This is a genomic window from Actinotalea sp. (genome assembly GCF_035443605.1).
Taxonomy (GTDB): domain Bacteria; phylum Actinomycetota; class Actinomycetes; order Actinomycetales; family Cellulomonadaceae; genus Actinotalea.
Genome location: NZ_DAORSQ010000038.1, coordinates 1 through 24,028 on the forward strand (window position 1 = coordinate 1; position 24,028 = coordinate 24,028).

A 24,028-nucleotide genomic window follows, 5' to 3' on the forward strand; every position below is an offset into this window, starting at 1 on the left:
CGGCGGGCCCGTCAGCCCAGGGCGCGCGGATGGGCCGCGGCGTAGACCTCTCGCAGCGTCTCGGCCGTGACCTGCGTGTAGATCTGGGTGGTGGTCACCGACGCGTGACCCAGGAGCTCCTGGACCACGCGCACGTCGGCACCACCGGCGAGCAGGTGGGTCGCGAAGGAGTGCCGCAGCGTGTGCGGCGAGACGTCGTCGGCCCGCGCGATCCCGGCGCGCCCGGCGGCCTGGCGCAGCACGGCCCAGGCGGACTGACGGCTCAGTCGCTCGCCCCTGCTGTTGAGGAAGACCGCGGGGGTCCCTCTGCCCCCCGCCGCCAGCGCGGGCCGGGACCGGACGAGGTACGCCTCGACGGCCTCCCGGGCGTACGAGCCGACCGGCACCACGCGCTCCTTGCCGCCCTTGCCCAGCAGTCGGACCGCGGTGACCTCGGGGTCGAGGTCGAGGTCGTCGACGTCCAGGCCCACCACCTCGCTGATCCGCGCGCCGGTGGAGTACAGCAGCTCGAGCACGGCGCGGTCACGCAGGGGTACGGGGCCGTCGCCCTGCCCCGCCGCGTCGAGCACGCGTGCGACGTCCTCGACCGAGATCGCCTTGGGCAGCCGGCGGGGCTGCGACGGCGGGCGCACCAGCCGCGCGGGGTCGTCCTGGGTCAGCCCCTCGAGCGCGCAGAACCGGTGCCAGCCGTGCACGGCGGCGACAACACGGGCGGTCGAGGACGCCGCCAGGGGCGTCGCGCCGTCTCCCCCGGTGCGGACCTGCACGACGAAGTCGCGCACGTCCGCCTCGACCACCTGTGCGACGCCCGTCCGGCCGCGCCCCGCGAGGAACGCGCTGTAGCGCTCGAGGTCCCGGCGGTAGGCGGCGAGCGTGTTGCCGGCCAGGCCGCGCTCGACGGCGAGGTGGTCGAGGTAGCCGCCGAGCTCGCGGGCCAGCGGCCCGGCCGGTGGCGCGGCTGCCGAGGTCACGTCACAGCGGCCAGAACGGGTCGACGGCCACCGCGAGGAACAGCAGCGTCAGGTAGGTGATCGAGCTGTGGAACAGGCGCATCTCGCCCAGCTTGACCCCCGGGCGCGGGTGGCGGGCCCGGCGCAGCAGCGCGATGGTCGCGGCGAGGAACCAGCCGCCCAGCACCACGGCCGCGACCGTGTAGACCCACGTCATCCCGGCCAGCGGCACCAGCGCGAGGGAGGACAGCACCATCGCGACGGTGTACGCCACCATCTCCCAGGCCACCCGGGTGTCGCTCGCGACGACGGGCAGCATCGGAACCCCGGCCGCGGCGTAGTCCTTGCGGAACCGCATCGACAGCGGCCAGTAGTGCGGCGGCGTCCAGAAGAAGATGACGAGGAACAGCGCCACGGGCGCCCAGGCGAGCGACCCGGTGACCGCCGACCAGCCGATGAGCACGGGCATGCACCCGGCCACGCCGCCCCACACGATGTTCTGCGGGGTGCGCCGCTTGAGCAGCATCGTGTAGCCGATGACGTAGAGCAGGATCGCCGCCAGCGCGAGCCCGGCCGCCACGAGGTTGACGAGCAGCGCGAACCACACGAGCGACGCCAGCCCGAGGACCAGGCCGAAGACGATGGCGGCTCGCGGCGTGACCTCCCCCGTGACGAGTGGCCGCCGCTTCGTCCTGTTCATCAGCTCGTCGATGTCGCGGTCGAGGTAGCAGTTGAGGACGTTGGCCGATCCTGCTGCCGCCGCGCCGCCGACGAGCGTCGCGAGGACGAGACCGACCGGCGGGAAGCCGCCGGCGGCCAGGAGCATCGTCGGCAGGGTCGTGACGAGCAGCAGCTCGATGATCCGCGGCTTGGTCAGCGCGACGTAGGCGCCCAGCCGGGCGGTCACGGCGACGAGGCGTCCGCGGGCGCCGACGGCCACGGGGGCCGTCGGGTCGTCGACCGTGGCACCCTGCCCTGCGGTGCGCCCGACGGGTCCTGCGGCCGGGGCCTGGTGCTGCACGGTGCTCCGTTCGGGGACGACTGCCGCGCCCCCGGAGGTCCCGGTCGCGGCTCGGTCCCCATGGTACGGCCGCACCCCCGGCGCCGCCGCGCCGGCACCCCACCCCGGTTCACGCGGCATACCCATTCACCCACGATCGGGGACGAACGGCCCGTGGGTCGCCGCTAGGCTGGTGCCGTGACGCCGCCGCGCTGCGACGGTGTCGTCCACCGGCCCGCCCCACGTCTCGCGTGCGCGGCACCGCCGACCGGCACATGACGCCCGCGCCGCACGCCCGGGCAGGAAAGAGGCCCCGTTGAACGCGCCCGACTCCCCCTTCGTCTGGTCCGACCTCGACCGCCGCGCCGTCGACACCGTCCGCGCCCTGGCCGCGGACGCGGTGGAGAAGGTCGGCAACGGTCACCCCGGCACCGCGATCAGCCTGGCCCCGGTCGCCTACCTGCTCTACCAGAAGGTCCTGCGCCACGACCCCGCTGCACCGCACTGGCTCGGCCGGGACCGGTTCATCCTCTCGGCGGGCCACTCGAGCCTGACCCAGTACATCCAGCTGTACCTGGCCGGCTACGGCCTGGAGCTGGAGGACCTGCAGGCGCTGCGCACGTGGGGATCCCTGACGCCCGGCCACCCCGAGGTCGGCCACACCCCCGGCGTCGAGATCACCACCGGGCCGCTGGGCCAGGGCCTGGCCTCCTCGGTCGGCTTCGCGATGGCCGCGCGCCGGGAGCGCGGGCTGCTCGACCCCGAGGCTGCACCCGGCACGAGCATCTTCGACCACCACGTCTACGTGCTGGCGTCCGACGGCGACCTGCAGGAGGGCGTGACCGGCGAGGCCGCGTCGATCGCCGGAACCCAGCAGCTGGGCAACCTCGTCGTCCTGTGGGACGACAACCACATCTCCATCGAGGGCGACACGTCGATCGCCTTCACCGAGGACGTCCTGGCGCGCTACGAGGCGTACGGCTGGCACGTCCAGTTCGTCGACTGGACGGTCACCGCGGACGGCTCGCCGTACGCCGAGGACGTCGTCGCGCTGCACGCCGCGATCGAGGCGGCCAAGGCCGTCACCGACAGGCCGAGCTTCATCGGGCTGCGCACCATCATCGCCTGGCCCTCCCCGGCCAAGCAGAACACCCACGGCTCGCACGGCTCCGCCCTGGGCGCCGGCGAGATCCGAGGGCTCAAGGAGGTCATGGGCTTCGACCCGGACGAGACCTTCGCCGTCGAGCCCGCCGTGATCGCGCACACGCGCGAGGCCCTGGACCGCGGCCACCACCTGCGCGGCGCCTGGCACGTGGCGTACCTCGCCTGGCGGGCCGCCAACCCCGACCGCGCCGAGCTGCTCGACCGGCTCGTGGCCAAGGAGCTCCCGGCGGACTGGACCGACGCGGTCCCCGTGTTCCCGACCGGCAAGGCCGTGGCCACCCGCGCAGCCTCCGGCGAGATCCTCTCGGCCCTGGCCGACGTGCTGCCGGAGCTCTGGGGCGGCTCGGCCGACCTCGCGGGCTCGAACAACACGACGATGAAGGGCGAGCCCTCCTTCCTGCCCGCCGAGCGGTCCAGCCACGAGTTCGCCGGTGACCTGTACGGCCGCACCCTCCACTTCGGCATCCGCGAGCACGCCATGGGCTCGATCCTCTCCGGGATCGTCCTGCACGGCCTGACGCGCGCCTACGGCGGCACGTTCTTCACGTTCAGCGACTACATGCGCGGCGCGGTGCGCCTCGCGGCGCTCATGGGCGTCCCCGCGATCTACGTCTGGACGCACGACTCGATCGGCCTGGGCGAGGACGGTCCCACCCACCAGCCCGTCGAGCACCTCACGGCCATGCGCGCCATCCCCGACCTGGACATCGTCCGGCCGGCCGACGCCAACGAGACCGCCGCGGCCTGGGTCGCGACGCTGAGCCGCCACGACCACCCCGTCGGGCTCATCCTGTCCCGGCAGAACCTGCCCGTCTTCCCGCGCGGCGAGGAGGGCTTCGCCACGACCGACGGCGTCGCCCGGGGCGCCTACACGCTGCTCGAGGCCTCGACCGGTACGCCCCAGGTCATCCTCATCGGCACGGGGTCCGAGGTGCAGCTCGCCGTCGAGGCGCGCACCGTCCTCGAGGCCAGGGGCGTGCCCACCCGGGTGGTCTCCGCACCGTGCCTCGAGTGGTTCGCCGAGCAGGACGCCGCCTACCGCGAGGAGGTCCTGCCCGCAGCGGTCAAGGCGCGTGTCTCGGTCGAGGCCGGCATCGCGATGTCCTGGCACCGGATCGTCGGGGACGCCGGCCGGTGCGTCTCGCTCGAGCACTACGGCGCCTCGGCGGACGCCGCGACGCTCTACCGCGAGTTCGGCATCACCGCCGATGCGGTCGTGGCGGCCGCCGTCGAGTCGATCGAGGCCGCGGGCGGTACCGTCGCCTGAGCACCGCAGGACGAACGATCGCGGGGCCCGGCACCGTCCGGCGCCCCGCGATCGCGCCTCAGGACAGGAGCAGCATGACGTCGAGCACGGCCCCCGCCGCCACCCCCGGCATGGCACGCCCACAACGCCAGGACACCGCGTCGGGCGTCGGGTCCGCTCGATGAGCCCGGCCCGCGTCACGGCCCAGGTCAACCCGTTGCGCGACCCGCGGGACCGCCGGCTGCCGCGGATCGCCGGTCCGTGCGGCCTGGTGATCTTCGGTGTGACGGGCGACCTGGCGCGACGCAAGCTCATGCCGGCGGTCTACGACCTGGCGAACCGTGGCCTGCTGCCGCCGGGGTTCGCCCTGACGGGGTTCGCCCGGCGGGACTGGGCGACGCAGGACTTCGCGCAGGTGGTGCATGACGCAGTCAAGGAGAACGCGCGCACGCCGTTCCGGGAGAGCACGTGGCGCCAGCTCGCCGAGGGCATCCGGTTCGTCCAGGGCGAGTTCGGCGACGACGACGCGTTCGACCGGCTGAGCCGCACGGTCGCCGAGCTCGACGCAGAGCGCGGCACGGGGGGCAACCACGCGTTCTACCTGTCGGTGCCGCCCGCGGCGTTCCCGCTGGTGTGCCGCCAGCTGGCGCGCTCTGGGCTGTCGGAGCACCAGGACAGCACCTGGCGCCGGGTGGTCATCGAGAAGCCGTTCGGCCATGACCTGGCCAGCGCGCGTGAGCTCAACGAGGTGGTCTCGGAGGTCTTCGAGCCGGAGTCGGTCTTCCGGATCGACCACTACCTGGGCAAGGAGACGGTCCAGAACATGCTGGCGCTGCGGTTCGCCAACCAGCTGTTCGAGCCGATCTGGAACGCCAACTACGTCGACCACGTGCAGATCACGATGGCCGAGGACATCGGGATCGCCGGCCGCGCGGGGTACTACGACGGGATCGGCGCGGCGCGTGACGTCATCCAGAACCACCTGCTGCAGCTGCTGGCCCTGACGGCGATGGAGGAGCCCGTCTCGTTCGACGCGGACGACCTGCGCGCGGAGAAGCAGAAGGTCCTCTCGGCCGTCCGCCTGCCCAAGGACCTGGGCCGGCACACCGCGCGCGGTCAGTACGCGGCGGGGTGGCAGGGCGGCGAGGAGGTGGTCGGCTATCTCGAGGAGGACGGCATCGCCGCGGACTCGGGCACCGAGACGTTCGCCGCGATCCGGGTGGACATCGACACGCGGCGCTGGGCAGGGGTGCCGTTCTACCTGCGCACGGGCAAGCGCCTGGGCCGACGGGTCACCGAGATCGCCATCGTCTTCAAGCGCGCGCCGCACCTGCCGTTCGAGTCCACGGCGACCGAGGAGCTGGGCAAGAACGCCCTGGTCATCCGCGTCCAGCCCGACGAGGGCGTCACCATCCGGTTCGGCTCGAAGGTGCCGGGGACCGCGATGGAGGTCCGGGACGTGACGATGGACTTCGGCTACGGCCACGCGTTCACCGAGTCCTCCCCCGAAGCCTACGAGCGGCTCATCCTCGACGTGCTCCTCGGCGACCCCCCGCTGTTCCCCCGGCACGAGGAGGTCGAGCTGTCGTGGAAGATCCTCGACCCCATCACGGCGTACTGGGCCAGGCGCGGTCAGCCCGAGCAGTACCGGTCGGGCACCTGGGGCCCGGCGTCCGCCGACGCGATGATGGCCCGCGACGGACGAGCATGGCGCAGGCCGTGACCGACCGCCCGCCAACGGACCACCGCCCGTCGATGCACCCCCGAGAGGACCTCCGATGATCATCGACCTGCCGGACACGACGACGGCCGCGGTCACCAAGGCCCTGGTGCGGCTGCGTGACGAGGGCGGCGCGGTCGCGCTGGGCCGGGTCCTGACGCTGGTCATCGACGCCGACGGCGGGGACGTCGAGCCCGCGGTCGCCGCGGCGAACGACGCGAGCCGTGAGCACCCGTGCCGCGTCATCGTGCTCGCCAGGGACACCACCCGCACCACGGCCAGCCTGGACGCCCAGATCCGCGTGGGCGGGGACGCCGGCGCCAGCGAGGTCGTCGTCCTGCGTGCCTCCGGCGAGATCCTGGCGCACAGCGACACCCTCGTCATGCCCCTGCTGCTGCCGGATGCGCCGATCGTCCTGTGGTGGCCGTTCGAGGTGCCCGACCGGCCGGCCGACCACCCCATCGGTGCGATGGCCCAGCGCCGGATCACCGACACCCTCGCCTGTGCCGATCCCGCGGCCTCCCTGGTCAGGCTGCGCTCCGGGTACACGGCCGGGGACACCGACCTGGCCTGGACCCGGCTGACCCGCTGGCGCGGCCTGCTCGCCGCCGCGCTCGACCAGCCGCCGCACGAGAAGGTCACCCGGGCCGTCGTCAGCGGGCACCACACCCACCCCTCGGTGGTGCTGCTGGCCGCATGGCTCGCCCACGCGCTGCGCTGCCCCGTCGAGATCGTGCGCCAGCGCGACGTCCAGGGCATCACCAAGGTCGTCCTGGAGCGCGCGTCCGGCAACGTCGTCATCGACCGGCCCGACGGCCGTGTCGCCCTGCTCGACCAGCCGGGCCAACCGGAGCGAAGGACGGCCATGCCGATGCGCGAGCTGCACGAGTGCCTGGCCGAGGAGCTGCGCCGCCTGGACCCCGACGAGGTCTACGGCGAGGTCCTGCACGACGGCCTGAGCCGGATCGGCGCGGCATGAGCGCCCCGACGGTCGTGGTCCACCCCGACGCCACCACCGTGGCCCGCGCCACCGCCGCACGGCTGCTCGTCCACCTGCTCGACGAGCAGTCCACCCACCGGCCGGTGCACGTGGTCCTCACGGGCGGCACCGTCGGCATCGCGACCCTCGCCGAGGTCTGTGCTTCACCCCTGCGCGACGCCGTGGACTGGACCGGCGTGCACCTGTGGTGGGGCGACGAGCGATTCCTGCCCACCGGGCACCCGGACCGCAACGAGACCCAGGCACGCACGGCGCTCCTGGACGCCCTGGCCGTCCCCGCAGCCAACGTCCACCCCATGGCCGGACCCGGCGCGCCCGGGATCACCACGCCCGAGGACTCCGCCGCCGCCTACGCCGCGGACCTCGCCCGGTTCGCACCCGAGCCGGACGGTGACGACCACGGCCCGGCCGGGGCCGTACCCGCCTTCGACGTCGTGCTGCTCGGCATGGGCCCCGACGGGCACGTCGCCTCGCTGTTCCCCGGCCACCTCGCGCTGGCTGTCGACGACCGCAGCGCCGTCGGCGTGCACGGCTCGCCCAAGCCGCCGCCGCTGCGCGTCAGCCTGACCTTCGCCGCCCTCGCCCACGCCCGCCAGGTCTGGGTGGTCGCCGCCGGCGCGGAGAAGGCCGACGCGGTCGCCAGGGCACTGGCCGGCGACGACGTCACCCGCACGCCAGCGGGCCACGTCGCCGGACGCGACCGCACCCTGTGGCTGCTCGACCTCGCCGCGGCCGGCTGACCGGGACGGCACGGCCCCACCACCGGACTTGAGGAGGGCCGACGGCGCCTGCCGTCGGCCCTCCTCGTCAGCCCGTGCGCAGCGTCAGGCGGTGCCGCGACGCGCCCGCAGCGCGGCCAGCGCCTCGTCGAGGATCGCGGCGCCGTCCTCGTCGGTGCGTCGCTCCTTCACGTACGCGAGGTGCGTCTTGTAGGGCTCGTTGCGCGTCGGCGACGGGGGGTTCTCCCGGTCCTGACCAGCCGGGAACCCGCACCGCGGGCAGTCCCAGCTCTCGGGCGCCTCGGCGTTGGCCTCGATGGAGAAGCTCGGCCGGGTCTCGTGCCCGTGGGCGCACCAGTAGGACACCCAGAAGCGCGGGGCGGACTCGCCCCGCTCGGCCTCGCCCATGGGGCCCGCGCCCACCCGGGAACCGCGGATCGCGCTACCGCTCGCCATGACCAGCCCCTCTCAGCCTTCGACCCGCTGGATGAGACCCAGCAGCACCACGACGACGGTCCACAGCACGGCGAGACCGATGGTCAGCCGGTTGAGGTTCCGCTCCGCCACACCCGACGAGCCGGCGTTGGTGGACACCCCACCGCCGAACATGTCGGACAGGCCGCCTCCCTTGCCCTTGTGCAGCAGGACCAGAAGGATGACGAGGAAGCTGGTGAGCACCAGCAGGACCTGCAGGGTGATGCGCAGTGCGGTCACGCGAACGTCCCTCGATCGACGGGCGGGCGGCGCCGAGAGGCGCCAGGACAAGGATAGGCGACCGCGGGGGGTGCGAACGAACCGTCCGCCCCCGACGATGCCGTGCGACGCAGGACGGGCCCCACCGGTCGTCCCGGTGGGGCCCGTCCACGTGCCGACGAACGGCTACAGGCCGACCTGGTGGGCCTGGAACCGCGCGATCCTGGCAAACTCCTCGGGGTCGAGGCTCGCCCCGCCGACGAGCGCGCCGTCGACGTCGGGCTTGGCCATGATCGAGGCGACGTTGCTCGACTTCACCGAGCCGCCGTAGAGCACGCGCACACCGGCGGCGAGCTCTGCCGAGTACAGCTCGGCCAGGCGGGCACGGATCGCGCCGCAGACCTCCTGCGCGTCCTCGGGCGTGGCGACCTCGCCCGTGCCGATGGCCCAGACGGGCTCGTACGCGATGACGATCGTGGCGGCCTGCTCGGCCGGCAGGCCCGCGAGCCCGCCGTCGACCTGCGCGAGGGTGTAGGCGACCTGGTCGCCCGCCTTGCGGATGTCCAGGCCCTCGCCGACGCAGAGGATCGGGGTCAGGCCCTGGCTGAACGCCGAGGCCACCTTCGCGGCGCAGAGTGCGTCGTCCTCACCGTGGAACTGGCGACGCTCCGAGTGGCCGACGGCCACGTACGTCACGCCGAGCTTGGCGAGCATCACCGGCGAGATCTCGCCGGTGTACGCGCCCTCGAGGTGCGCCGAGACGTCCTGGGCGCCGTAGCTCAGCTCGAGCTTGTCGGCGTCCACGAGGGTCTGCACCGAGCGCAGGTCCGTGAACGGGACGAGCACGCTGACCTCGACGGCCGAGAAGTCGTGCTTGGCGTCCTGGAGCGTCCAGGCGAGCTTCTGCACCGTGTGGGTCGCCTGGTGGTGGTCCAGGTTCATCTTCCAGTTGCCCGCCATCAGCGGGGTGCGGGATGCCATGCTCATGCCTCCGTGTTCTCGAGCACCGCGATGCCCGGCAGGATCTTGCCCTCGAGGAGCTCCAGGGAGGCGCCGCCGCCCGTGGAGATGTGCCCGAAGCCGGCCTCGTCGAAGCCAAGGATGCGGACGGCGGCGGCGGAGTCGCCACCGCCGACGATGGTGAACGCGCCGTGCGTGCCGGCGTCGACCATGGCCTGGGCCACGGCGCGCGTGCCGGCGGCGAACGCGGGGAACTCGAACACGCCGGCCGGGCCGTTCCAGACGACCGTCTTGGCGTCGAGGATCTTCGAGCGGAACAGCTCGCAGGAGTCGGGGCCGATGTCCAGGCCCAGCTTGCCGTCGGGGATCGCGTCCGCCGCGACCACGGTGTGCGGCGCGTCAGCCGCGAACGAGTCGGCAGCGACGATGTCCGTCGGCAGCACGATCTCCACGCCGGCAGCCTCGGCCTGCTCCAGGTAGCCCTTGACCGTGGGGATCTGGTCCGCCTCGAGGAGCGAGGCGCCCACCGAGTAGCCCTTGGCCGCGAGGAACGTGTAGACCATGCCGCCGCCGATGAGCAGGCGGTCGGCCTTGGTCAGCAGGTTGGCGATGACGCCGAGCTTGTCGGAGACCTTGGATCCGCCGAGCACGACGACGTAGGGCCGCTCGACGTCATCCGTCGCCTTGCGCAGCGACGCGACCTCCTTGAGCACGAGGGTGCCGACCGCAGAGGGCAGCTGCAGCGCGACGTCGTACACCGACGCCTGCTTGCGGTGCACCACACCGAAGCCGTCGGACACGTAGGCGTCGGCGAGGGCCGCAAGCTCACCGGCGAGCTCCGCGCGCTCGGCGTCGACCTTGGAGGTCTCGCGCGCGTCGAACCGGATGTTCTCGAGCAGGCAGATGTCGCCGTCCTCGAGCGCGGCGACGGTGGCCCTGGCGGACTCGCCGACGGTGTCGGTGGCCAGCGGGACGGGCTTGCCGAGCAGCTCGGACAGGCGCGCGGCCACGGGGGCGAGGGAGTACTTGGCCTCGGGGGCGCCCTTGGGGCGGCCGAGGTGGGCCGTGACGACCACGCGGGCGCCGGCGTCCAGGAGCGCGGTCAGCGTGGGCAGGGCGGCCCGGACGCGGCCGTCGTCGGTGATCGTGGTGCCGTCGAGCGGCACGTTGAAGTCGGAACGGACCAGGACGCGCTTGCCGCGCAGGTCGCCGAGGTCGGAGATGGTCTTCATCGGGTGTCCTTCACAAGGGTGTGTCAGGGGCGTGATGCAGCAGCGTCCGCGTGCTCCGGCGAGTGGTCGCGCGGAGCACGCGGACGCATGTCAGCCTGCTCGGTTACCGCAGGGGTGTCAGAGACGCTCGCCGACGTACTCGGTCAGCTTGACGAGGCTGCTGGAGTAGCCCCACTCGTTGTCGTACCAGGCGACGACCTTGACCAGCGAGCCGCTGACCTTGGTGAGGCCGGCGTCGAAGATGCTCTGGTGCGGGTTGGTGACGATGTCGCTCGAGACGATCGGGTCCTCGGTGTACTCCAGGACGCCCTTGAGCGGGCCGTCGGCCGCCGCCTTGACCGCGGCGTTGACCTCCGCGACGGTGACCTCACGGCCGGCCGTGAAGGTCAGGTCGGTTGCCGAGCCGGTGATGGTCGGCACGCGCAGCGCGTAGCCGTCCAGCTTGCCCTTGAGCTCGGGGAGCACGAGGGCCACGGCCTTGGCCGCACCGGTGGTGGTCGGGACGATGTTCTGCGCGGCGGCGCGGGCGCGACGCAGGTCCTTGTGCGGGCCGTCCTGCAGGTTCTGGTCACCCGTGTAGGCGTGGATCGTGGTCATGAGGCCACGCTCGATGACGAACGCGTCGTTGAGCGCCTTGGCCATGGGCGCGAGGCAGTTCGTGGTGCAGGACGCGTTGGAGATGATGTGGTGCACCGCGGCGTCGTACTGGGTGTGGTTGACACCCATGACGAACGTGGCGTCCTCGTTCGAGGCCGGCGCGGAGATGATGACCTTCTTGGCACCGGCGGTGAGGTGCGCCTTGGCCTTGGTCGCGTCGGTGAAGAAGCCGGTCGACTCGATGACGATGTCGGCGCCCAGCTCGGCCCAGGGCAGGTTGGCCGGGTCGCGCTCGGCCAGCGCACGGATGTTCTTGCCGTCGACGATGATGTTGTCGTCGTCGTAGCTCACGCTGAGCGGGAAGCGGCCGAGGACCGTGTCGTACTTCAGCAGGTGCGCGAGCGTCTTGTTGTCGGTGAGGTCATTCACGCCGACGATCTCGATGTCAGCACCGGAGGCCAGGATGGCCCGGTAGTAGTTACGTCCGATGCGGCCGAAGCCGTTGATACCGACGCGGATGGTCACAATGCCTCCTCGGAGCGCGCCGGTTCCGCCGACACGCAGCTGGGTCATGAACGGGTACGTACGGCGCTGTACGCCTGGCTGGATCGTGACGTTCTCTCGATCGCCAGTTGGTAGTGAGGTTACACGCCGGACACACTTCGCGGCAGGACGTTCGTCCAGCGAAACAGCTGATTCGTCCGGTTCGGCGCCCGTCTCAGACGTCCAGCATGTCGGCGGTGAGGCCGGCCTCGGTGTCAGGGATGCCCAGGTCGGCCGCGCGCTTGTCCGCCGTCGCCAGCAGGCGGCGGATGCGGCCGGCGACGGCGTCCTTGGTGAGCGGCGGGTCGGCCAGCTGGCCCAGCTCCTCGAGCGACGACTGCTTGTGCGCCAGTCGCAGCAGACCGGCCTCGCGCAGGTGCTCGGGCAGGTCGTCGCCGAGGATCTCGAAGGCACGCTCCACGCGCGCGCCGGCCGCGACGGCCGCGCGGGCCGACCGGCGCAGGTTGGCGTCGTCGAAGTTGGCCAGGCGGTTGGCCGTCCCCCGCACCTCGCGGCGCATGCGCCGCTCCTCCCAGACCATCACGGCGTCGTGCGCGCCGAGGCGCGTGAGCATCGCGCCGATGGCGTCGCCGTCCCGGATGACCACGCGGTCCACGCCGCGCACCTCGCGCGCCTTGGCGGCGATGCCGAGCCGGCGCGCCGCGCCGACGAGCGCCAGCGCGGCCTCCGGACCCGGGCAGGTCACCTCGAGCGCGGCGGAGCGGCCGGGCTCGGTCAGCGAGCCGTGCGCCAGGAACGCCCCGCGCCACGCCGCCTCGGCCTCGGCGAGCCCGGCGGAGACCACCTGGGGCGGCAACCCGCGCACCGGACGGCCGCGGTTGTCGAGCAGGCCGGTCTGGCGCGCGAGGGACTCGCCGTCGCGCACCACGCGGACCACGTAGCGGCTCCCCCGCCGCAGCCCGCCGGCGCTCACGACGACGACCTCGCTCGTGTGCCCGTAGACCTCCATGATCGCCTGACGCAGCCGACGCGCGGCGATGCCCGTGTCGAGCTCCGCCTCCACGACGATCCGGCCGGAGATGATGTGCAGCCCACCGGCGAACCGGAGGGTCGCGGACACCTCCGCCTTGCGGCACGACGTCTTCTCGACGCTCAGCCGGGCGAGCTCGTCCTTCACCTGTGCTGTCAGCGCCATGGCGACATCCTGCCACCATCATCATCACCGTCGAGATCGCCCCAGACCTGCTCGAAGGCGTCGCGGTAGGCACCGGCCAGCCGCAGGGCGTCGTGCCGGGCCGTCCCGTCCCCCACGCGCACCTGGCGCAGCAGCAGCTGGGCACCCATCGACCGAGCCTGCGCCGACAGCGCGTCGACGTCCTGGACCGCGGACGGGTCCGCGATGACGACGTCGACCCGCAGGCCGGGGGCGTGGTCCGCCAGCGCGCACAGGTGCTCGTAGGCCGTCATCGCCGTGGGGTTCCCCACCGGGAGCAGGTTGAGGGTGACGCAGCGGCGTGCGGCGGTGCGGTGCAGCGCGTCGGACAGCTCCGGCACCAGGACGTGCGGCAGCACGGAGGTGAACCACGAGCCCGGTCCGAGCACCACCCAGTCGGCGGCGTCCACGGCCGCGACGGCCTCGGGGCACGCGGGCGGGTCCGCCGGGACGATCCGCACGGCCTGGACGCGGCCCGGGGCGACGGCGACGGCGCTCTGCCCACGCACGGTGCACAGCTCCCCGTCGAGGGCGACGTCCGCCTCGATGGCGAGCGGGACGGCGGACATCGGCAGCACGCGCCCGCGGGCGCCCAGCAGACGGCCCACCCAGTCGAGCCCCTGCACCGGGTCCCCGAGCAGCTGCCACAGCGCGACGATGAGCAGGTTGCCCACGGCGTGGTTGTCCAGCGCGCCCTCGGTGTGGAACCGGTGCTGGAGCACGTCGCGCCAGGTGCGGCCCCAGTCGGACTCGTCGCACAGCGCCGACAGCGCCATCCGCAGGTCGCCCGGCGGCAGCACGTCGAGCTCGTCGCGCAGCCGGCCGGAGGATCCGCCGTCGTCGGCGACCGTCACGACCGCCGTGAGCTGCTCGGACATCAGGCGCAGGGCGGCGAGGCTCGCGGACAACCCGTGACCACCGCCCAGCGCCACCACCGCGGGGCCCGCTCCGACCCGGTGCGGGCGCCGCGCCGGCTCACTCACGACCGAGGTCGCGGTGGGTCACGACGACCCGCCGTCCACGCTCGCGCAGCGCCCCGGCCAACGCCTCGGCGACCGCCACCGAGCGGTGCTTGCCGCCCGTGCAGCCCACCGCGAGCGTCGCGTACCGCTTGTCCTCGTGCAGGTAGCCGGCCAGCACCGGCTCGAGGGCCTCGACGTACCGGTCGACGAAGAGTCGCGCACCCGGCAGGCCGAGCACGTAGTCGCGGACCGGCTCGTCGCGGCCGGTCAGGTGTCGCAGCTCGGTGATCCAGTACGGGTTGGCCAGGAACCGCACGTCGACGACGTGGTCGGCGTCGAGGGGGATGCCGTACTTGAAGCCGAAGGACAGGACGTTGATCTTGAGGTCGTCGTCGTCGTCCCCGCCGCCGACGGCGAGCCGCACCTCGCGGGCGAGGTCGTGCACGTTGAGGGTGGTGGTGTCGATGACGGCGTCGGCCCGCTCGCGGATGCCGCTGAGCAGGGCACGCTCGTCGGCGATGCCGTCGAGGATCCGCCGGCCCGCCTGCAGGGGGTGGGGGCGGCGCACGGCCTCGAAGCGCTGGACGAGCACGGCGTCCGACGCGTCGAGGAACAGCAGCCGGTAGCCCAGTCCCGCCTCGCGCAGGGCGTCGAGCACGTTGACGAGGTCGGCGAAGAACTCGCGGCCCCGCACGTCGACCACGGCGGCGAGCTTGTGCACGCCCCCTGGCCCCGCGGACATCATCCCGGCGAGCTGCGTGAGCAGCTGCGCCGGCAGGTTGTCCACGACGTACCAGTCGAGGTCCTCGAGCACGGCGGCGGCGCGGGTCCGGCCGGCCCCGGACATCCCCGTGATGACGAGCAGCTCCGGCAGGGCCGCGACGGGGGCCGGTGTCGACGCCTCCAGGGCGGGGATGCCGGCTGGCACGGTGATCGGTGGCGGCTCGGTCATGGCACCAGCATGCCAGGCGGTGCGCGCGCCGTCGGGGCGAGCGGGCCCGGCACCGGGTGAAACGGCCCCCGTCAGGCGGTCGGCGCCGGGGCGCCGTCCGGCGCCAGCGTCGCCAGGACGGCGCGCGCGGTCACCGGTCCCATCCCCCGCACGGCAGCGATCTCCTCGACCGATGCCCGCCGGAGCCGGGCGACCGACCCGAAGGTGGCGAGCAGGGCCGTCGCCCGCGCGGGGCCGAGGCCCGGCACGCCGTCAAGCACCGAGGTGGTCATCGCGGCGCCCCGACGCGCGCGGTGGTGCCGGATCGCGAACCGGTGCGCCTCGTCGCGGACCCGCTGGAGCAGGTACAGCCCCTCGGAGCTGCGTGGCAGGATCACCGGGTGGTCGTCGCCCGGCAACCAGACCTCCTCGAGCCGCTTGGCGAGCCCGCACAGCGCGACGCCCTCGATCCCCAGGTCGGCCAGCGCACGCGCGGCCGCCGCGACCTGGGGAGGTCCACCGTCGACGACGAGCAGCTGCGGCGGGTAGGCGAAGCGCGGCTTCCCTGAGGGCTGTGCCGCCACCTCGTGCGAGCCGTCCGGCTCCCCCGCCGCCTCGGCCGCCGCGGCCGCCTTGTCCTCGAGGTAGCGCCGGAACCGTCGCGTGATCACCTCGTGCATCGCCGCGGTGTCGTCCTGGGCGCCGTCGCCGTCCGGCCCGCGCACGACGAAGTGGCGGTACTCGGGCTTACGCGCGAGGCCGTCCTCGAAGACCACCATCGAACCCACCTGGTGGGTGCCCTGGGTGGTCGAGATGTCGAAGCACTCGATGCGCAGCGGCGCGCTGGGCAGGTCGAGGGCCTCCTGGAGCTCGCGCAACGCCTGGCTCCGGGTGGTGAGGTCACCCGCGCGCTGGGTGCGGTGCAGGGCCAGCGCCTGCTCGGCGTTGCGCAGCACCGTCTGGGCGAGGTCCTTCTTGTCCCCGCGCTGAGGCACGCGCACCGCGACGGCCGAACCCCGCAGCACTCCGAGCCATGCGCTCACCTGCTCGACCTGCGGCGGGAGCACCGGGACGAGCACCTCGCGGGGCACCGCGCTGGTGGTCGCGGCCGCACGCTCGGGCCGGGTGGCGCCGGCGGAGGATCCCTGCATACCGCCCTCGGCCGGCGCGGTCTCGCCGTAGACCTGCTGCAGCAGGTGCTCGACGATCTCGGCGTCGGTCACGTCCTCGACCTTCTCCACGATCCAGCCGCGCTGGCCGCGGATGCGCCCGCCGCGGACGTGGAACACCTGCACGGCAGCCTCGAGCTCGTCCCCGGCCAATGCGAAGACGTCGGCGTCCGTCCCGTCCGGGAGCACGACCGCGTTCTTCTCGGTCGCGCGGACGAGCGCACCGATGTCGTCGCGCAGCCGCGCAGCCTGCTCGAACTCCATCGCGGCCGACGCCTCACGCATGCGTCGCTCGAGCCGCCGGACGAACCTCGCGGTGTCGCCGGCCATGAAGTCGCAGAAGTCCTCCGCCAGGGCCCGGTGCTCGGCCGGCGAGACGCGCCCGACGCACGGCGCCGCGCACTTGTCGATGTAGCCGAGCAGGCACGGCCGCCCGCTGGCGCCCGCGCGCCGGAAGACGCCGGACGAGCACGTGCGCACGGGGAACACCCGCAGGAGCAGGTCGACGGTCTCCCGGATCGCCCAGGCGTGCCCGTAGGGGCCGAAGTACCGCGTGCCCGGACGTTTGGCCCCGCGCATCACCTGCACGCGCGGGAACTCCTCGCCGAGCGTCACGGCGAGGTACGGGTAGGACTTGTCGTCGCGGTACTTGACGTTGAAGCGCGGGTCGTACTCCTTGATCCAGGAGTACTCCAGCGCGAGCGCCTCGACCTCGGTGCCCACCACCGTCCACTCCACCGATGCCGCGGTGGTGACCATCTGCTGCGTCCGCGGGTGCAGGGCGGACAGGTCCTGGAAGTAGCTCGCCAGGCGGGAGCGCAGGGACTTGGCCTTGCCGACGTAGACGACGCGCCCGTGCTCGTCGCGGAACCGGTACACGCCCGGCGAGTCCGGGACCTGACCCGGCCGGGGGCGGTAGCTCGACGGGTCGGCCATGGGACGAGCCTAGGTCAGGCCACCCACACCACCCGGCCGACGGCCGACGATGCACCCGCCCGGGCGACGCGCGCGCCGCGGGCTCCCCATCGTCGACGCTGAGTGGTTACGTTGGGGCATGGGCATCCTGCACACCTACCAGGCAGAGGTCGCCTGGACCGGGGCCGGCGAGGCCGGCACGACCAGCTACACGTCCTACAGCCGGGACCACGACGTCTCGTTCGTCGGCAAGCCGGCACTCCCCGGGTCCTCGGACCCGGCGTTCCGTGGCGACCCGTCCCGCTACAGCCCTGAGGAGCTGCTCGTCGCAGCCCTCGCCCAGTGCCACATGCTGTGGTTCCTCCACCTCGCGGCCCAGGACGGCGTCGTCGTCGTCGGCTACGTCGACGCCGCGGTCGGGACCATGCGTGTCCAGGCCGCCGGCGCGGGGCGGTTCACGCAGGTGGTGCTGCGGCCACGGGTCACGGTGCGCGCGGCCCGCCCGGGCAGCACCGCCGTCGACGACGCGCGACTCGCGGCCCTGCACGCACGCTCGGCCGAGCACTGCTTCATCACGCGCTCGGTGAACTTCCCCGTGCGGACGGAGCCCGCCCCGGTCCAGGTCGAGGTCCCGCGGCCCGCCGTCGTGCACGCCTGACCGATCGTCGTGCCCGCCTGACCGGAGGGTCAGGCGCTCGCGCGCACCGGGTCGGCCAGGACGCCCGCCAGGAACTGGCCGGTGTGGCTCGCCGCGACGGCCGCGACCTCCTCCGGGGTGCCCTCGGCGATGACCCGACCGCCGCCGGACCCACCCTCCGGGCCCATGTCGATGACCCAGTCGGCGTTCTTCACCACGTCGAGGTTGTGCTCGATGACGATGACGCTGTTGCCCTTGTCGACGAGCGACTGGAGCACGCCGAGCAGCTTGCGGATGTCCTCGAAGTGCAGCCCCGTGGTGGGCTCGTCGAGCACGTACGCCGTGCGGCCCGTCGAGCGCTTCTGCAGCTCGCTGGCGAGCTTGACGCGCTGGGCCTCGCCGCCGGAGAGGGTTGGCGCCGGCTGGCCGAGGCGGACGTAGCCGAGCCCCACGTCGACGAGCGTCTTGAGGTGGCGGGAGATCCCCGGCACCGCGGCGAAGAACTCCGAGGCCTCCTCGATGGGCATGTTGAGCACGTCGGCGACGGTCTTGCCCTTGAAGTGCACCTCCAGCGTCTCGCGGTTGTAGCGGTCGCCGTGGCACACCTCGCACGGCACGTAGACGTCCGGCAGGAAGTTCATCTCGATCTTGATGGTGCCGTCGCCCGAGCACGCGTCGCAGCGGCCGCCCTTGACGTTGAACGAGAAGCGCCCCGGCGCGTAGCCGCGGACCTTGGCCTCGGTGGTCTCGGCGAAGAGCTTGCGCACGTGGTCCCACACACCGGTGTAGGTGGCGGGGTTGGACCGCGGGGTGCGGCCGATCGGTCCCTGGTCGACGTGCACCACCTTGTCGAGGTGCTCCAGCCCGGTGATCCGCGTGTGCCGGCCGGGCACCTGCCGCGCGCCGTTGAGCTCGTTGGCGAGCACCGTGTAGAGGATCGCGTTGACGAGGGTGGACTTGCCGGAGCCCGACACCCCGGTGACCGCGACGAGGCAGCCCAGCGGGAACTCCACGTCGATGCCGAGCAGGTTGTGCTCGCGCGCGCCGACGACGGTGAGCACCCGATCCCTGTCGACGGGGCGACGCTCGGCGGGCATCGGGATGCTGCGGCGCCCGGCCAGGTAGGCGCCCGTGACCGACTCCGGCGCGGTGAGCAGGCCGGCGAGGTCGCCGGAGTGGACGACCCGTCCCCCGTGCTCGCCGGCGCCGGGGCCGATGTCGACCACCCAGTCGGCCATCCGGATGGTGTCCTCGTCGTGCTCGACGACGATGAGGGTGTTGCCCAGGTCCCGCAGCCGCGTCAGGGTCTCGATGAGCCTGCGGTTGTCCCGCTGGTGCAGCCCGATGGAGGGCTCGTCGAGCACGTAGAGGACGCCGACGAGCCCCGAGCCGATCTGGGTCGCGAGCCGGATGCGCTGGGCCTCGCCACCGGACAGGGTGCCCGCCGGGCGGTCGAGCGCGAGGTAGTCCAGCCCGACGTCGAGCAGGAAGCCGAGCCGCGCCTGGATCTCCTTGAGCACCTGGGTGGCGATCGTCGCGTCGCGCTCGCCCAGCGCGAGACCCGCGAGCACGGTGCGCGCCTCGCGCAGCGGCAGCCGGCAGACCTCCGCGATGGACAGCCCGCCGACGCGCACCGCGAGCACCTCGGGCTTGAGCCGGGTGCCGTGGCACTCGGGGCACGGCACCTCGCGCATGAAGGCCTCGTACTTGTCCTTCGACCAGTCGGACTCCGTCTCGGCGTGCCGGCGCTCGAGGAACGTCACGACGCCCTCGAAGCCCGTGCTGTACTGCCGCTCGCGGCCCCACCGGTTCTTGTAGCGGACGTGCACCTTGTGGTTCTGGCCGTAGAGGATCGACTCGCGCGCCCGCTCCGGCAGCGCACGCCACGGCACGTGCATGGAGAAGCCCAGCTCCGTGGCGAGCCCCTCGAGGACGCGCTCGAAGTACTCCGACGACGTCTGGGACCACGGCGCGACCGCGCCGCCCGCGAGCGTCGCCTCCTCGTCCGGGATGACGAGGTCGGGGTCCACCTCGAGCCGGGTCCCGATGCCGGTGCACTCCGGGCACGCGCCGTACGGCGCGTTGAACGAGAAGGTCCGCGGCTCGATCTCCTCGAGCGCGAGCTGGTGCTCGTTGGGGCAGGCCCGGTGCTCGGAGAACCGCCGCTCGCGCTCGGGGTCGTCCTGCGGCGCGTCGACCATCTCGACGACGAGCAGGCCGCCGGCCAGGGTCAGCGCGGTCTCGACGGAGTCGGTCAGCCGGCGACGGACGCCGTCGCGGGCGACCAGCCGGTCGATGACCACCTCGATGGTGTGCTTGAGCTTCTTCTCCAGCGTGGGGACCTCGGTGAGGGCCATGACGACGCCGTCGACCCGTGCCCGCGCGAAGCCCTTGGCCTGCAGCTCGGCGAAGAGCTCGACGTACTCCCCCTTGCGCCCGCGGATGACCGGTGCCAGCACCTGGTAGCGCGTGCCTTCCGGCAGCTCCAGCAACCGGTCGACGATCTGTTGGGGGGTCTGCCTGCTGACCTGCTCGTCGCACACCGGGCAGTGCTGCACGCCGATCCTTGCGAAGAGCAGCCGCAGGTAGTCGTAGACCTCGGTGATCGTGCCGACGGTCGAGCGCGGGTTGCGGTTGGTGGACTTCTGGTCGATCGACACCGCCGGCGAGAGCCCCTCGATGAAGTCGACGTCGGGCTTGTCCATCTGGCCGAGGAACTGCCGCGCGTAGGCCGAGAGGCTCTCCACGTAGCGGCGTTGCCCCTCGGCGAAGATGGTGTCGAAGGCGAGGCTCGACTTGCCTGATCCCGACAGGCCGGTGAACACGATGAGGGCGTCCCTGGGCAGGTCGAGGCTCACGTTGCGGAGGTTGTGTTCGCGCGCCCCCCGCACGATCAGGCGGTCATTCACCCGGCTCATGGTAGGCGCCCCCACCGACAGTGCCGACCGGCGCTGCCCGCGGACCGGGCTGGCACGTTGGGGTCCGCCCCCCTAAGTTGGTGCCATGAGGCGTCTCGGCGGGTCCATCCCAGTGCCGCAGATCAACGCCCTGCGCTTCGAGGCGATCCAGCGGCTGCTCGGCGACACGATCGGGATGAGCGACGCCGAGTGGCGCGAGCCCAGCCGGTTGCCCGGGTGGACCCGCGCCCACGTGGCCACCCACCTCGCCCGCGACGGCGACCTGATGCTGGAGCTCACCACCGCGGCGCTCGCGGGGCGCGATCCCGTCCTGGTGAGTCCGGAGGAGCGTTTCACGGCGTTGGAGCGCGGCGCCGAGCGCACCGGGGTCGACCTGCAGATCGACCTCGACACCAGCGCCGGTCGGCTCGGGCAGGCGTGGAGCGAGGTGTCCGACTGGCACCGTCCGATCCACTTCCAGGGCCGGGTGCAGCCGCTCGCCGTACTTCCGTTGGCCCGCCTGAACGAGATCTGCGTGCACCACCTCGACCTGCGGACGGAGTTCAGCCTCGACAAGGTCGGGGAGGAGGCGGCTGCGTGGCTGCTCGCCTGGGTCTACCACCTGCTCGCCCCGCACTGGCAGCGGCCCGTGGTCGAGGTGATCAGCAGTTCCGGCCAGACCGGCATCCTCGGCTCCGGCACGAAGGTGATCGGCCCCGTCCGGGGCACGGACGCCGACCTGTGGGCCTGGCTCAGCGGACGCGGCGGTCCGGAGGCCCTCACCGGGGCCGGCAGCCTGCGCTTCCCACTGGCCGGCTGACGCCGGGCTCAGACCTCCGCCGCGCGGGCGTCCCGACGGGACTTCAGTAGGCTGGCGACCGTCGTGATGGCGAGGGTGACGACGATGACGCTGAGCGAGACCGCGATCGGGATCTCGCCGTTGAAGCCGAGCCGGGCGTCGAGGTGGTACTCGTGCATCGCGTGCAGGACGAGCTTGACGCCGATGAAGGCGAGCACCACCGACAACCCGACCGACAGGTAGACCAGCCGCTGCAGCAGGCCCCCGATCAGGAAGTACAGCTGCCGCAGGCCCATCAGCGCGAACACGTTCGCGCTGAACACCAGGAACGGCTCCTGGGTGAGCCCGTAGATGGCCGGGATCGAGTCGAGCGCGAAGAGCAGGTCGGTCGAGCCGAGCGCGACGACGACGAAGAACATCGGGGTGACCAGCCGTTTGCCCGCCTCGACGATCGTCAGGCTGGTGCCGTGGTAGGTCCCGGTGGACGGCAGGACGCGCTTCACCCATCGCAGCAGGCGGTTGTCGGCGACCTCGGCCTCGTCGTCGTCGTGGCTGCGGTAGCTGAGGTAGAGCCGGATCGCGGTGTAGATCAGGAAGCCGCCGAACAGGAAGAACACCCAGCTGAACCGTTCGATCGCTGCGGCACCGGCGGCGATGAAGATGCCCCGGAACACCAGCGCGAGCACGATCCCGACCATCAGCGCGAACTGCTGCAGCTGCCGTGGCACCCGCAGGTTCGACATGATGATGACGAAGATGAAGAGGTTGTCGATCGAGAGGCTGTACTCGGTCAGCCACCCGGCGAAGAACTCCGCCGCGTAGCGGGAGCCGGCGAACCACCAGACCCCGAGCCCGAACAGCACGGCCAGCGCCGAGAAGGCGCCGATCGCGATCCCGGCCTCCTTCATGGACGGTTCGTGCGGCCGCCGGCCGATGACGAAGATGTCCGCGGCGAGCACGATCGCGAGTACCGCGATCGTGATCAGCCACACCTCGGTGGTCACATGCATCGGCTGTCGGTCCTCTCGCGGCGCACTGCCTCGATCGCTCGTTGAAACCCGATTGTCTCAGGGCCGGCCCGTACGGCGCGAACGGCTATTTCGTCGCGGCCAGCAGCTGCCGCAGCATCTTCTTGATGTCGGCCACCTCGTCGCGGAGCCGGGCCGCGAGCTCGAACTGCAGGTCGGCCGCGGCCGCGTGCATCTGCGCGGTCAGTTCCTGCGCCAGCCCGGCCAGTTCGGTGGCCGGCAGGGACGAGAGGTCGCGGGACTGCTCCGCCTCCAGCGGCATGGGCGAACCCTGCCGGCGCCCGCCGACCCGCCTGAGCAGGTCGTCGGTGTCGGCCTCCTCGCGGGAGAGCAGGTCGGTGAGGTCGGCGATCTTCTTGCGCAGCGGCTGGGGATCGACCCCGTGCGCGGTGTTGTACGCCACCTGCTTCACCCGCCGCCGGTTGGTCTCGTCGATCGCCGCCGCCATCGACGCGGTGATCCGGTCCGCGTACATGTGCACCTGACCGGCGACGTTGCGCGCCGCCCGTCCGATGGTCTGCACCAGGGAACGCTCCGACCGCAGGAAGCCCTCCTTGTCGGCGTCGAGGATGGCCACAAGGCTCACCTCGGGCAGGTCGAGGCCTTCGCGCAGCAGGTTGATGCCGACCAGCACGTCGTACTCGCCCAGCCGGAGTTCGCGCAACAGCTCGATGCGGCGCAGCGTGTCGATCTCGGAGTGCAGGTACCTGGTACGCACCCCGTGTTCCATCAGGTAGTCGGTGAGGTCCTCGGACATCTTCTTGGTCAGCGTCGTGACGAGCACCCGCTCGTTGCGGGCGACCCGCTCCCGGATCTCGCCCATCAGGTCGTCGATCTGGCCCTTGGTCGGCTTCACCACCACCTCGGGGTCCACCAGCCCGGTGGGACGGATCAACTGCTCCACGAAGCCGTCGGAGCGAGCCAGCTCGTACGGCCCGGGAGTGGCCGAGAGGTACACGGTCTGGCCGATCCGCTCGGTGAACTCCTCGAACCGCAGGGGACGGTTGTCGCTCGCCGACGGCAGCCGGAACCCGAAATCGACCAGCGTCCGCTTCCGGGACATGTCGCCCTCGTACATGCCGCCGATCTGCGGGATGGTGACGTGGGACTCGTCCACCACCAGCAGGAAGTCCTCCGGGAAGTAGTCCAGCAGGCAGTTCGGGGCGCTGCCCGGCCCCCGTCCGTCGATGTGGCGGGAGTAGTTCTCGATGCCCGAGCAGGTGCCGATCTGGCGCATCATCTCGATGTCGTAGCTGGTCCGCATCCGCAGCCGCTGCGCCTCGAGCAGCTTGCCCTGCGCGTCGAACTCCGCCAGCCGTGCCACCAGTTCGGCCTCGATGTCGCGGATCGCCCGCTCCATCCGCTCCGGTCCGGCGACGTAGTGGGAGGCGGGGAAGACGTACACCTCGGTGTCGGTGCTGAGCACCTCGCCGGTGATCGTGTCGAGGGTCGAGAGCGCCTCGATCTCGTCCCCGAAGAACTCGATCCGGACGGCGTGCTGCTCGTAGACCGGAAACACCTCGACGGTGTCGCCGCGGACCCGGAACGTGCCCCGGGTTCCCGCGACGTCGTTGCGCGCGTACTGGATGTCGACCAACCGGCGCAGCAGCCGGTCGCGGTCGGCGGTCTCGCCCACCCGCAGCCGGACCATCCGGTCGACGTACTCCTGCGGGGTGCCGAGCCCGTAGATCG

20 protein-coding genes are annotated in these 24,028 nt (G+C 72.4%); 6 read left to right on the plus strand and 14 right to left on the minus strand.

Features of this window, described 5'->3' with window-relative positions; translation table 11 throughout:
* Positions 1-11: 11 nt before the first annotated feature.
* Complete coding sequence (gene xerD, locus PKY62_RS06070; protein WP_324535813.1) at positions 12-971, minus strand: site-specific tyrosine recombinase XerD; 960 nt, start codon at positions 969-971, stop codon at positions 12-14.
* Position 972: 1 nt separating this feature from the next.
* Positions 973-1,971, minus strand: a complete 999-nt coding sequence (locus PKY62_RS06075) for a heme o synthase (protein ID WP_502875802.1) — start codon at positions 1,969-1,971, stop codon at positions 973-975.
* Between the two features lie 295 nt (positions 1,972-2,266).
* On the opposite strand from PKY62_RS06075, the gene tkt reads away from it, so the two are divergent.
* From tkt to pgl, 4 genes are all read left to right on the plus strand, one after another.
* Positions 2,267-4,381, plus strand: coding sequence for a transketolase (gene tkt / locus PKY62_RS06080; RefSeq protein ID WP_324535814.1), 2,115 nt, complete (start codon positions 2,267-2,269; stop codon positions 4,379-4,381).
* A gap of 160 nt (positions 4,382-4,541) precedes the next feature.
* Positions 4,542-6,083 (plus strand): glucose-6-phosphate dehydrogenase, encoded by a 1,542-nt coding sequence (gene zwf, locus PKY62_RS06085; RefSeq protein ID WP_324535815.1) that lies wholly within the window; start codon positions 4,542-4,544, stop codon positions 6,081-6,083.
* A gap of 55 nt (positions 6,084-6,138) precedes the next feature.
* Positions 6,139-7,059, plus strand: coding sequence for a glucose-6-phosphate dehydrogenase assembly protein OpcA (opcA, locus tag PKY62_RS06090; protein WP_324535816.1), 921 nt, complete (start codon positions 6,139-6,141; stop codon positions 7,057-7,059).
* Positions 7,056-7,820, plus strand: a complete 765-nt coding sequence (gene pgl, locus PKY62_RS06095) for a 6-phosphogluconolactonase (protein ID WP_324535817.1) — start codon at positions 7,056-7,058, stop codon at positions 7,818-7,820. The genes opcA and pgl overlap by 4 nt, the downstream gene beginning before the upstream one ends.
* Before the next feature lie 84 nt (positions 7,821-7,904).
* Here the strand turns inward: pgl and PKY62_RS06100 are convergent, their stop codons facing one another.
* From PKY62_RS06100 to uvrC, 9 genes are all read right to left on the minus strand, one after another.
* Complete coding sequence (locus PKY62_RS06100; protein WP_324535818.1) at positions 7,905-8,255, minus strand: RNA polymerase-binding protein RbpA; 351 nt, start codon at positions 8,253-8,255, stop codon at positions 7,905-7,907.
* Between the two features lie 12 nt (positions 8,256-8,267).
* Positions 8,268-8,513, minus strand: a complete 246-nt coding sequence (secG, locus tag PKY62_RS06105; protein WP_324535819.1) for a preprotein translocase subunit SecG — start codon at positions 8,511-8,513, stop codon at positions 8,268-8,270.
* A gap of 165 nt (positions 8,514-8,678) precedes the next feature.
* Positions 8,679-9,473, minus strand: a complete 795-nt coding sequence (gene tpiA, locus PKY62_RS06110; protein ID WP_324535832.1) for a triose-phosphate isomerase — start codon at positions 9,471-9,473, stop codon at positions 8,679-8,681.
* A gap of 2 nt (positions 9,474-9,475) precedes the next feature.
* Positions 9,476-10,684: a phosphoglycerate kinase gene (locus tag PKY62_RS06115; protein ID WP_324535820.1), complete on the minus strand. Its 1,209-nt coding sequence runs from the start codon at positions 10,682-10,684 to the stop codon at positions 9,476-9,478.
* A 117-nt stretch (positions 10,685-10,801) separates the two neighbouring features.
* Entirely contained in the window at positions 10,802-11,806 is a 1,005-nt protein-coding gene (gene gap, locus PKY62_RS06120; RefSeq protein ID WP_324535821.1) for a type I glyceraldehyde-3-phosphate dehydrogenase, read from the minus strand.
* Between the two features lie 193 nt (positions 11,807-11,999).
* Positions 12,000-12,980 carry a DNA-binding protein WhiA gene (whiA, locus tag PKY62_RS06125; RefSeq protein WP_324535822.1) on the minus strand — a complete coding sequence of 327 codons (981 nt, stop codon included), beginning with the start codon at positions 12,978-12,980 and terminating at the stop codon, positions 12,000-12,002.
* A complete protein-coding gene (locus PKY62_RS06130; RefSeq protein ID WP_324535823.1) occupies positions 12,971-13,981 on the minus strand; it encodes a gluconeogenesis factor YvcK family protein in 1,011 nt (336 codons plus the stop codon). Before PKY62_RS06130 ends, whiA begins: the two co-directional genes overlap by 10 nt.
* Complete coding sequence (gene rapZ, locus PKY62_RS06135; protein WP_324535824.1) at positions 13,974-14,912, minus strand: RNase adapter RapZ; 939 nt, start codon at positions 14,910-14,912, stop codon at positions 13,974-13,976. Before rapZ ends, PKY62_RS06130 begins: the two co-directional genes overlap by 8 nt.
* Before the next feature lie 71 nt (positions 14,913-14,983).
* The gene (gene uvrC / locus PKY62_RS06140; RefSeq protein WP_324535825.1) at positions 14,984-16,996 is read right to left on the minus strand and encodes an excinuclease ABC subunit UvrC; all 2,013 of its coding nucleotides are present in this window, start codon (positions 16,994-16,996) and stop codon (positions 14,984-14,986) included.
* Between the two features lie 118 nt (positions 16,997-17,114).
* Here uvrC and PKY62_RS06145 point away from each other — a divergent pair, with 118 nt between their 5' ends.
* Positions 17,115-17,633, plus strand: coding sequence for an OsmC family protein (locus PKY62_RS06145; RefSeq protein ID WP_324535826.1), 519 nt, complete (start codon positions 17,115-17,117; stop codon positions 17,631-17,633).
* 29 nt (positions 17,634-17,662) lie between these two features.
* Here the strand turns inward: PKY62_RS06145 and uvrA are convergent, their stop codons facing one another.
* Entirely contained in the window at positions 17,663-20,530 is a 2,868-nt protein-coding gene (gene uvrA, locus PKY62_RS06150; protein WP_324535827.1) for an excinuclease ABC subunit UvrA, read from the minus strand.
* An 85-nt stretch (positions 20,531-20,615) separates the two neighbouring features.
* Here uvrA and PKY62_RS06155 point away from each other — a divergent pair, with 85 nt between their 5' ends.
* Positions 20,616-21,329, plus strand: coding sequence for a maleylpyruvate isomerase family mycothiol-dependent enzyme (locus PKY62_RS06155; RefSeq protein WP_324535828.1), 714 nt, complete (start codon positions 20,616-20,618; stop codon positions 21,327-21,329).
* Between the two features lie 8 nt (positions 21,330-21,337).
* Here PKY62_RS06155 and PKY62_RS06160 read toward each other — a convergent pair whose 3' ends face one another.
* Positions 21,338-22,318 carry a TerC family protein gene (locus tag PKY62_RS06160; protein ID WP_324535829.1) on the minus strand — a complete coding sequence of 327 codons (981 nt, stop codon included), beginning with the start codon at positions 22,316-22,318 and terminating at the stop codon, positions 21,338-21,340.
* Positions 22,319-22,403: 85 nt separating this feature from the next.
* Positions 22,404-24,028, minus strand: a 1,625-nt coding sequence (gene uvrB / locus PKY62_RS06165) for an excinuclease ABC subunit UvrB (protein WP_324535830.1), incomplete at its 5' end; no start/stop codon positions are given.

Bases quoted from the DNA above. Each gene is read 5' to 3' on its own strand.
- PKY62_RS06100 (WP_324535818.1), bottom strand. From the start codon at position 8,255: ATGGCGAGCGGTAGCGCGATCCGCGGTTCCCGGGTGGGCGCGGGCCCC.
- PKY62_RS06145 (WP_324535826.1), top strand. From the start codon at position 17,115: ATGGGCATCCTGCACACCTACCAGGCAGAGGTCGCCTGGACCGGGGCC.
- pgl (WP_324535817.1), top strand. From the start codon at position 7,056: ATGAGCGCCCCGACGGTCGTGGTCCACCCCGACGCCACCACCGTGGCC.
- uvrC (WP_324535825.1), bottom strand. From the start codon at position 16,996: ATGGCCGACCCGTCGAGCTACCGCCCCCGGCCGGGTCAGGTCCCGGAC.
- PKY62_RS06155 (WP_324535828.1), top strand. From the start codon at position 20,616: ATGAGGCGTCTCGGCGGGTCCATCCCAGTGCCGCAGATCAACGCCCTG.
- rapZ (WP_324535824.1), bottom strand. From the start codon at position 14,912: ATGACCGAGCCGCCACCGATCACCGTGCCAGCCGGCATCCCCGCCCTG.
- whiA (WP_324535822.1), bottom strand. From the start codon at position 12,980: ATGGCGCTGACAGCACAGGTGAAGGACGAGCTCGCCCGGCTGAGCGTC.
- PKY62_RS06160 (WP_324535829.1), bottom strand. From the start codon at position 22,318: ATGCATGTGACCACCGAGGTGTGGCTGATCACGATCGCGGTACTCGCG.
- zwf (WP_324535815.1), top strand. From the start codon at position 4,542: ATGAGCCCGGCCCGCGTCACGGCCCAGGTCAACCCGTTGCGCGACCCG.
- tpiA (WP_324535832.1), bottom strand. From the start codon at position 9,473: ATGGCATCCCGCACCCCGCTGATGGCGGGCAACTGGAAGATGAACCTG.
- PKY62_RS06115 (WP_324535820.1), bottom strand. From the start codon at position 10,684: ATGAAGACCATCTCCGACCTCGGCGACCTGCGCGGCAAGCGCGTCCTG.
- opcA (WP_324535816.1), top strand. From the start codon at position 6,139: ATGATCATCGACCTGCCGGACACGACGACGGCCGCGGTCACCAAGGCC.
- uvrA (WP_324535827.1), bottom strand. From the start codon at position 20,530: ATGAGCCGGGTGAATGACCGCCTGATCGTGCGGGGGGCGCGCGAACAC.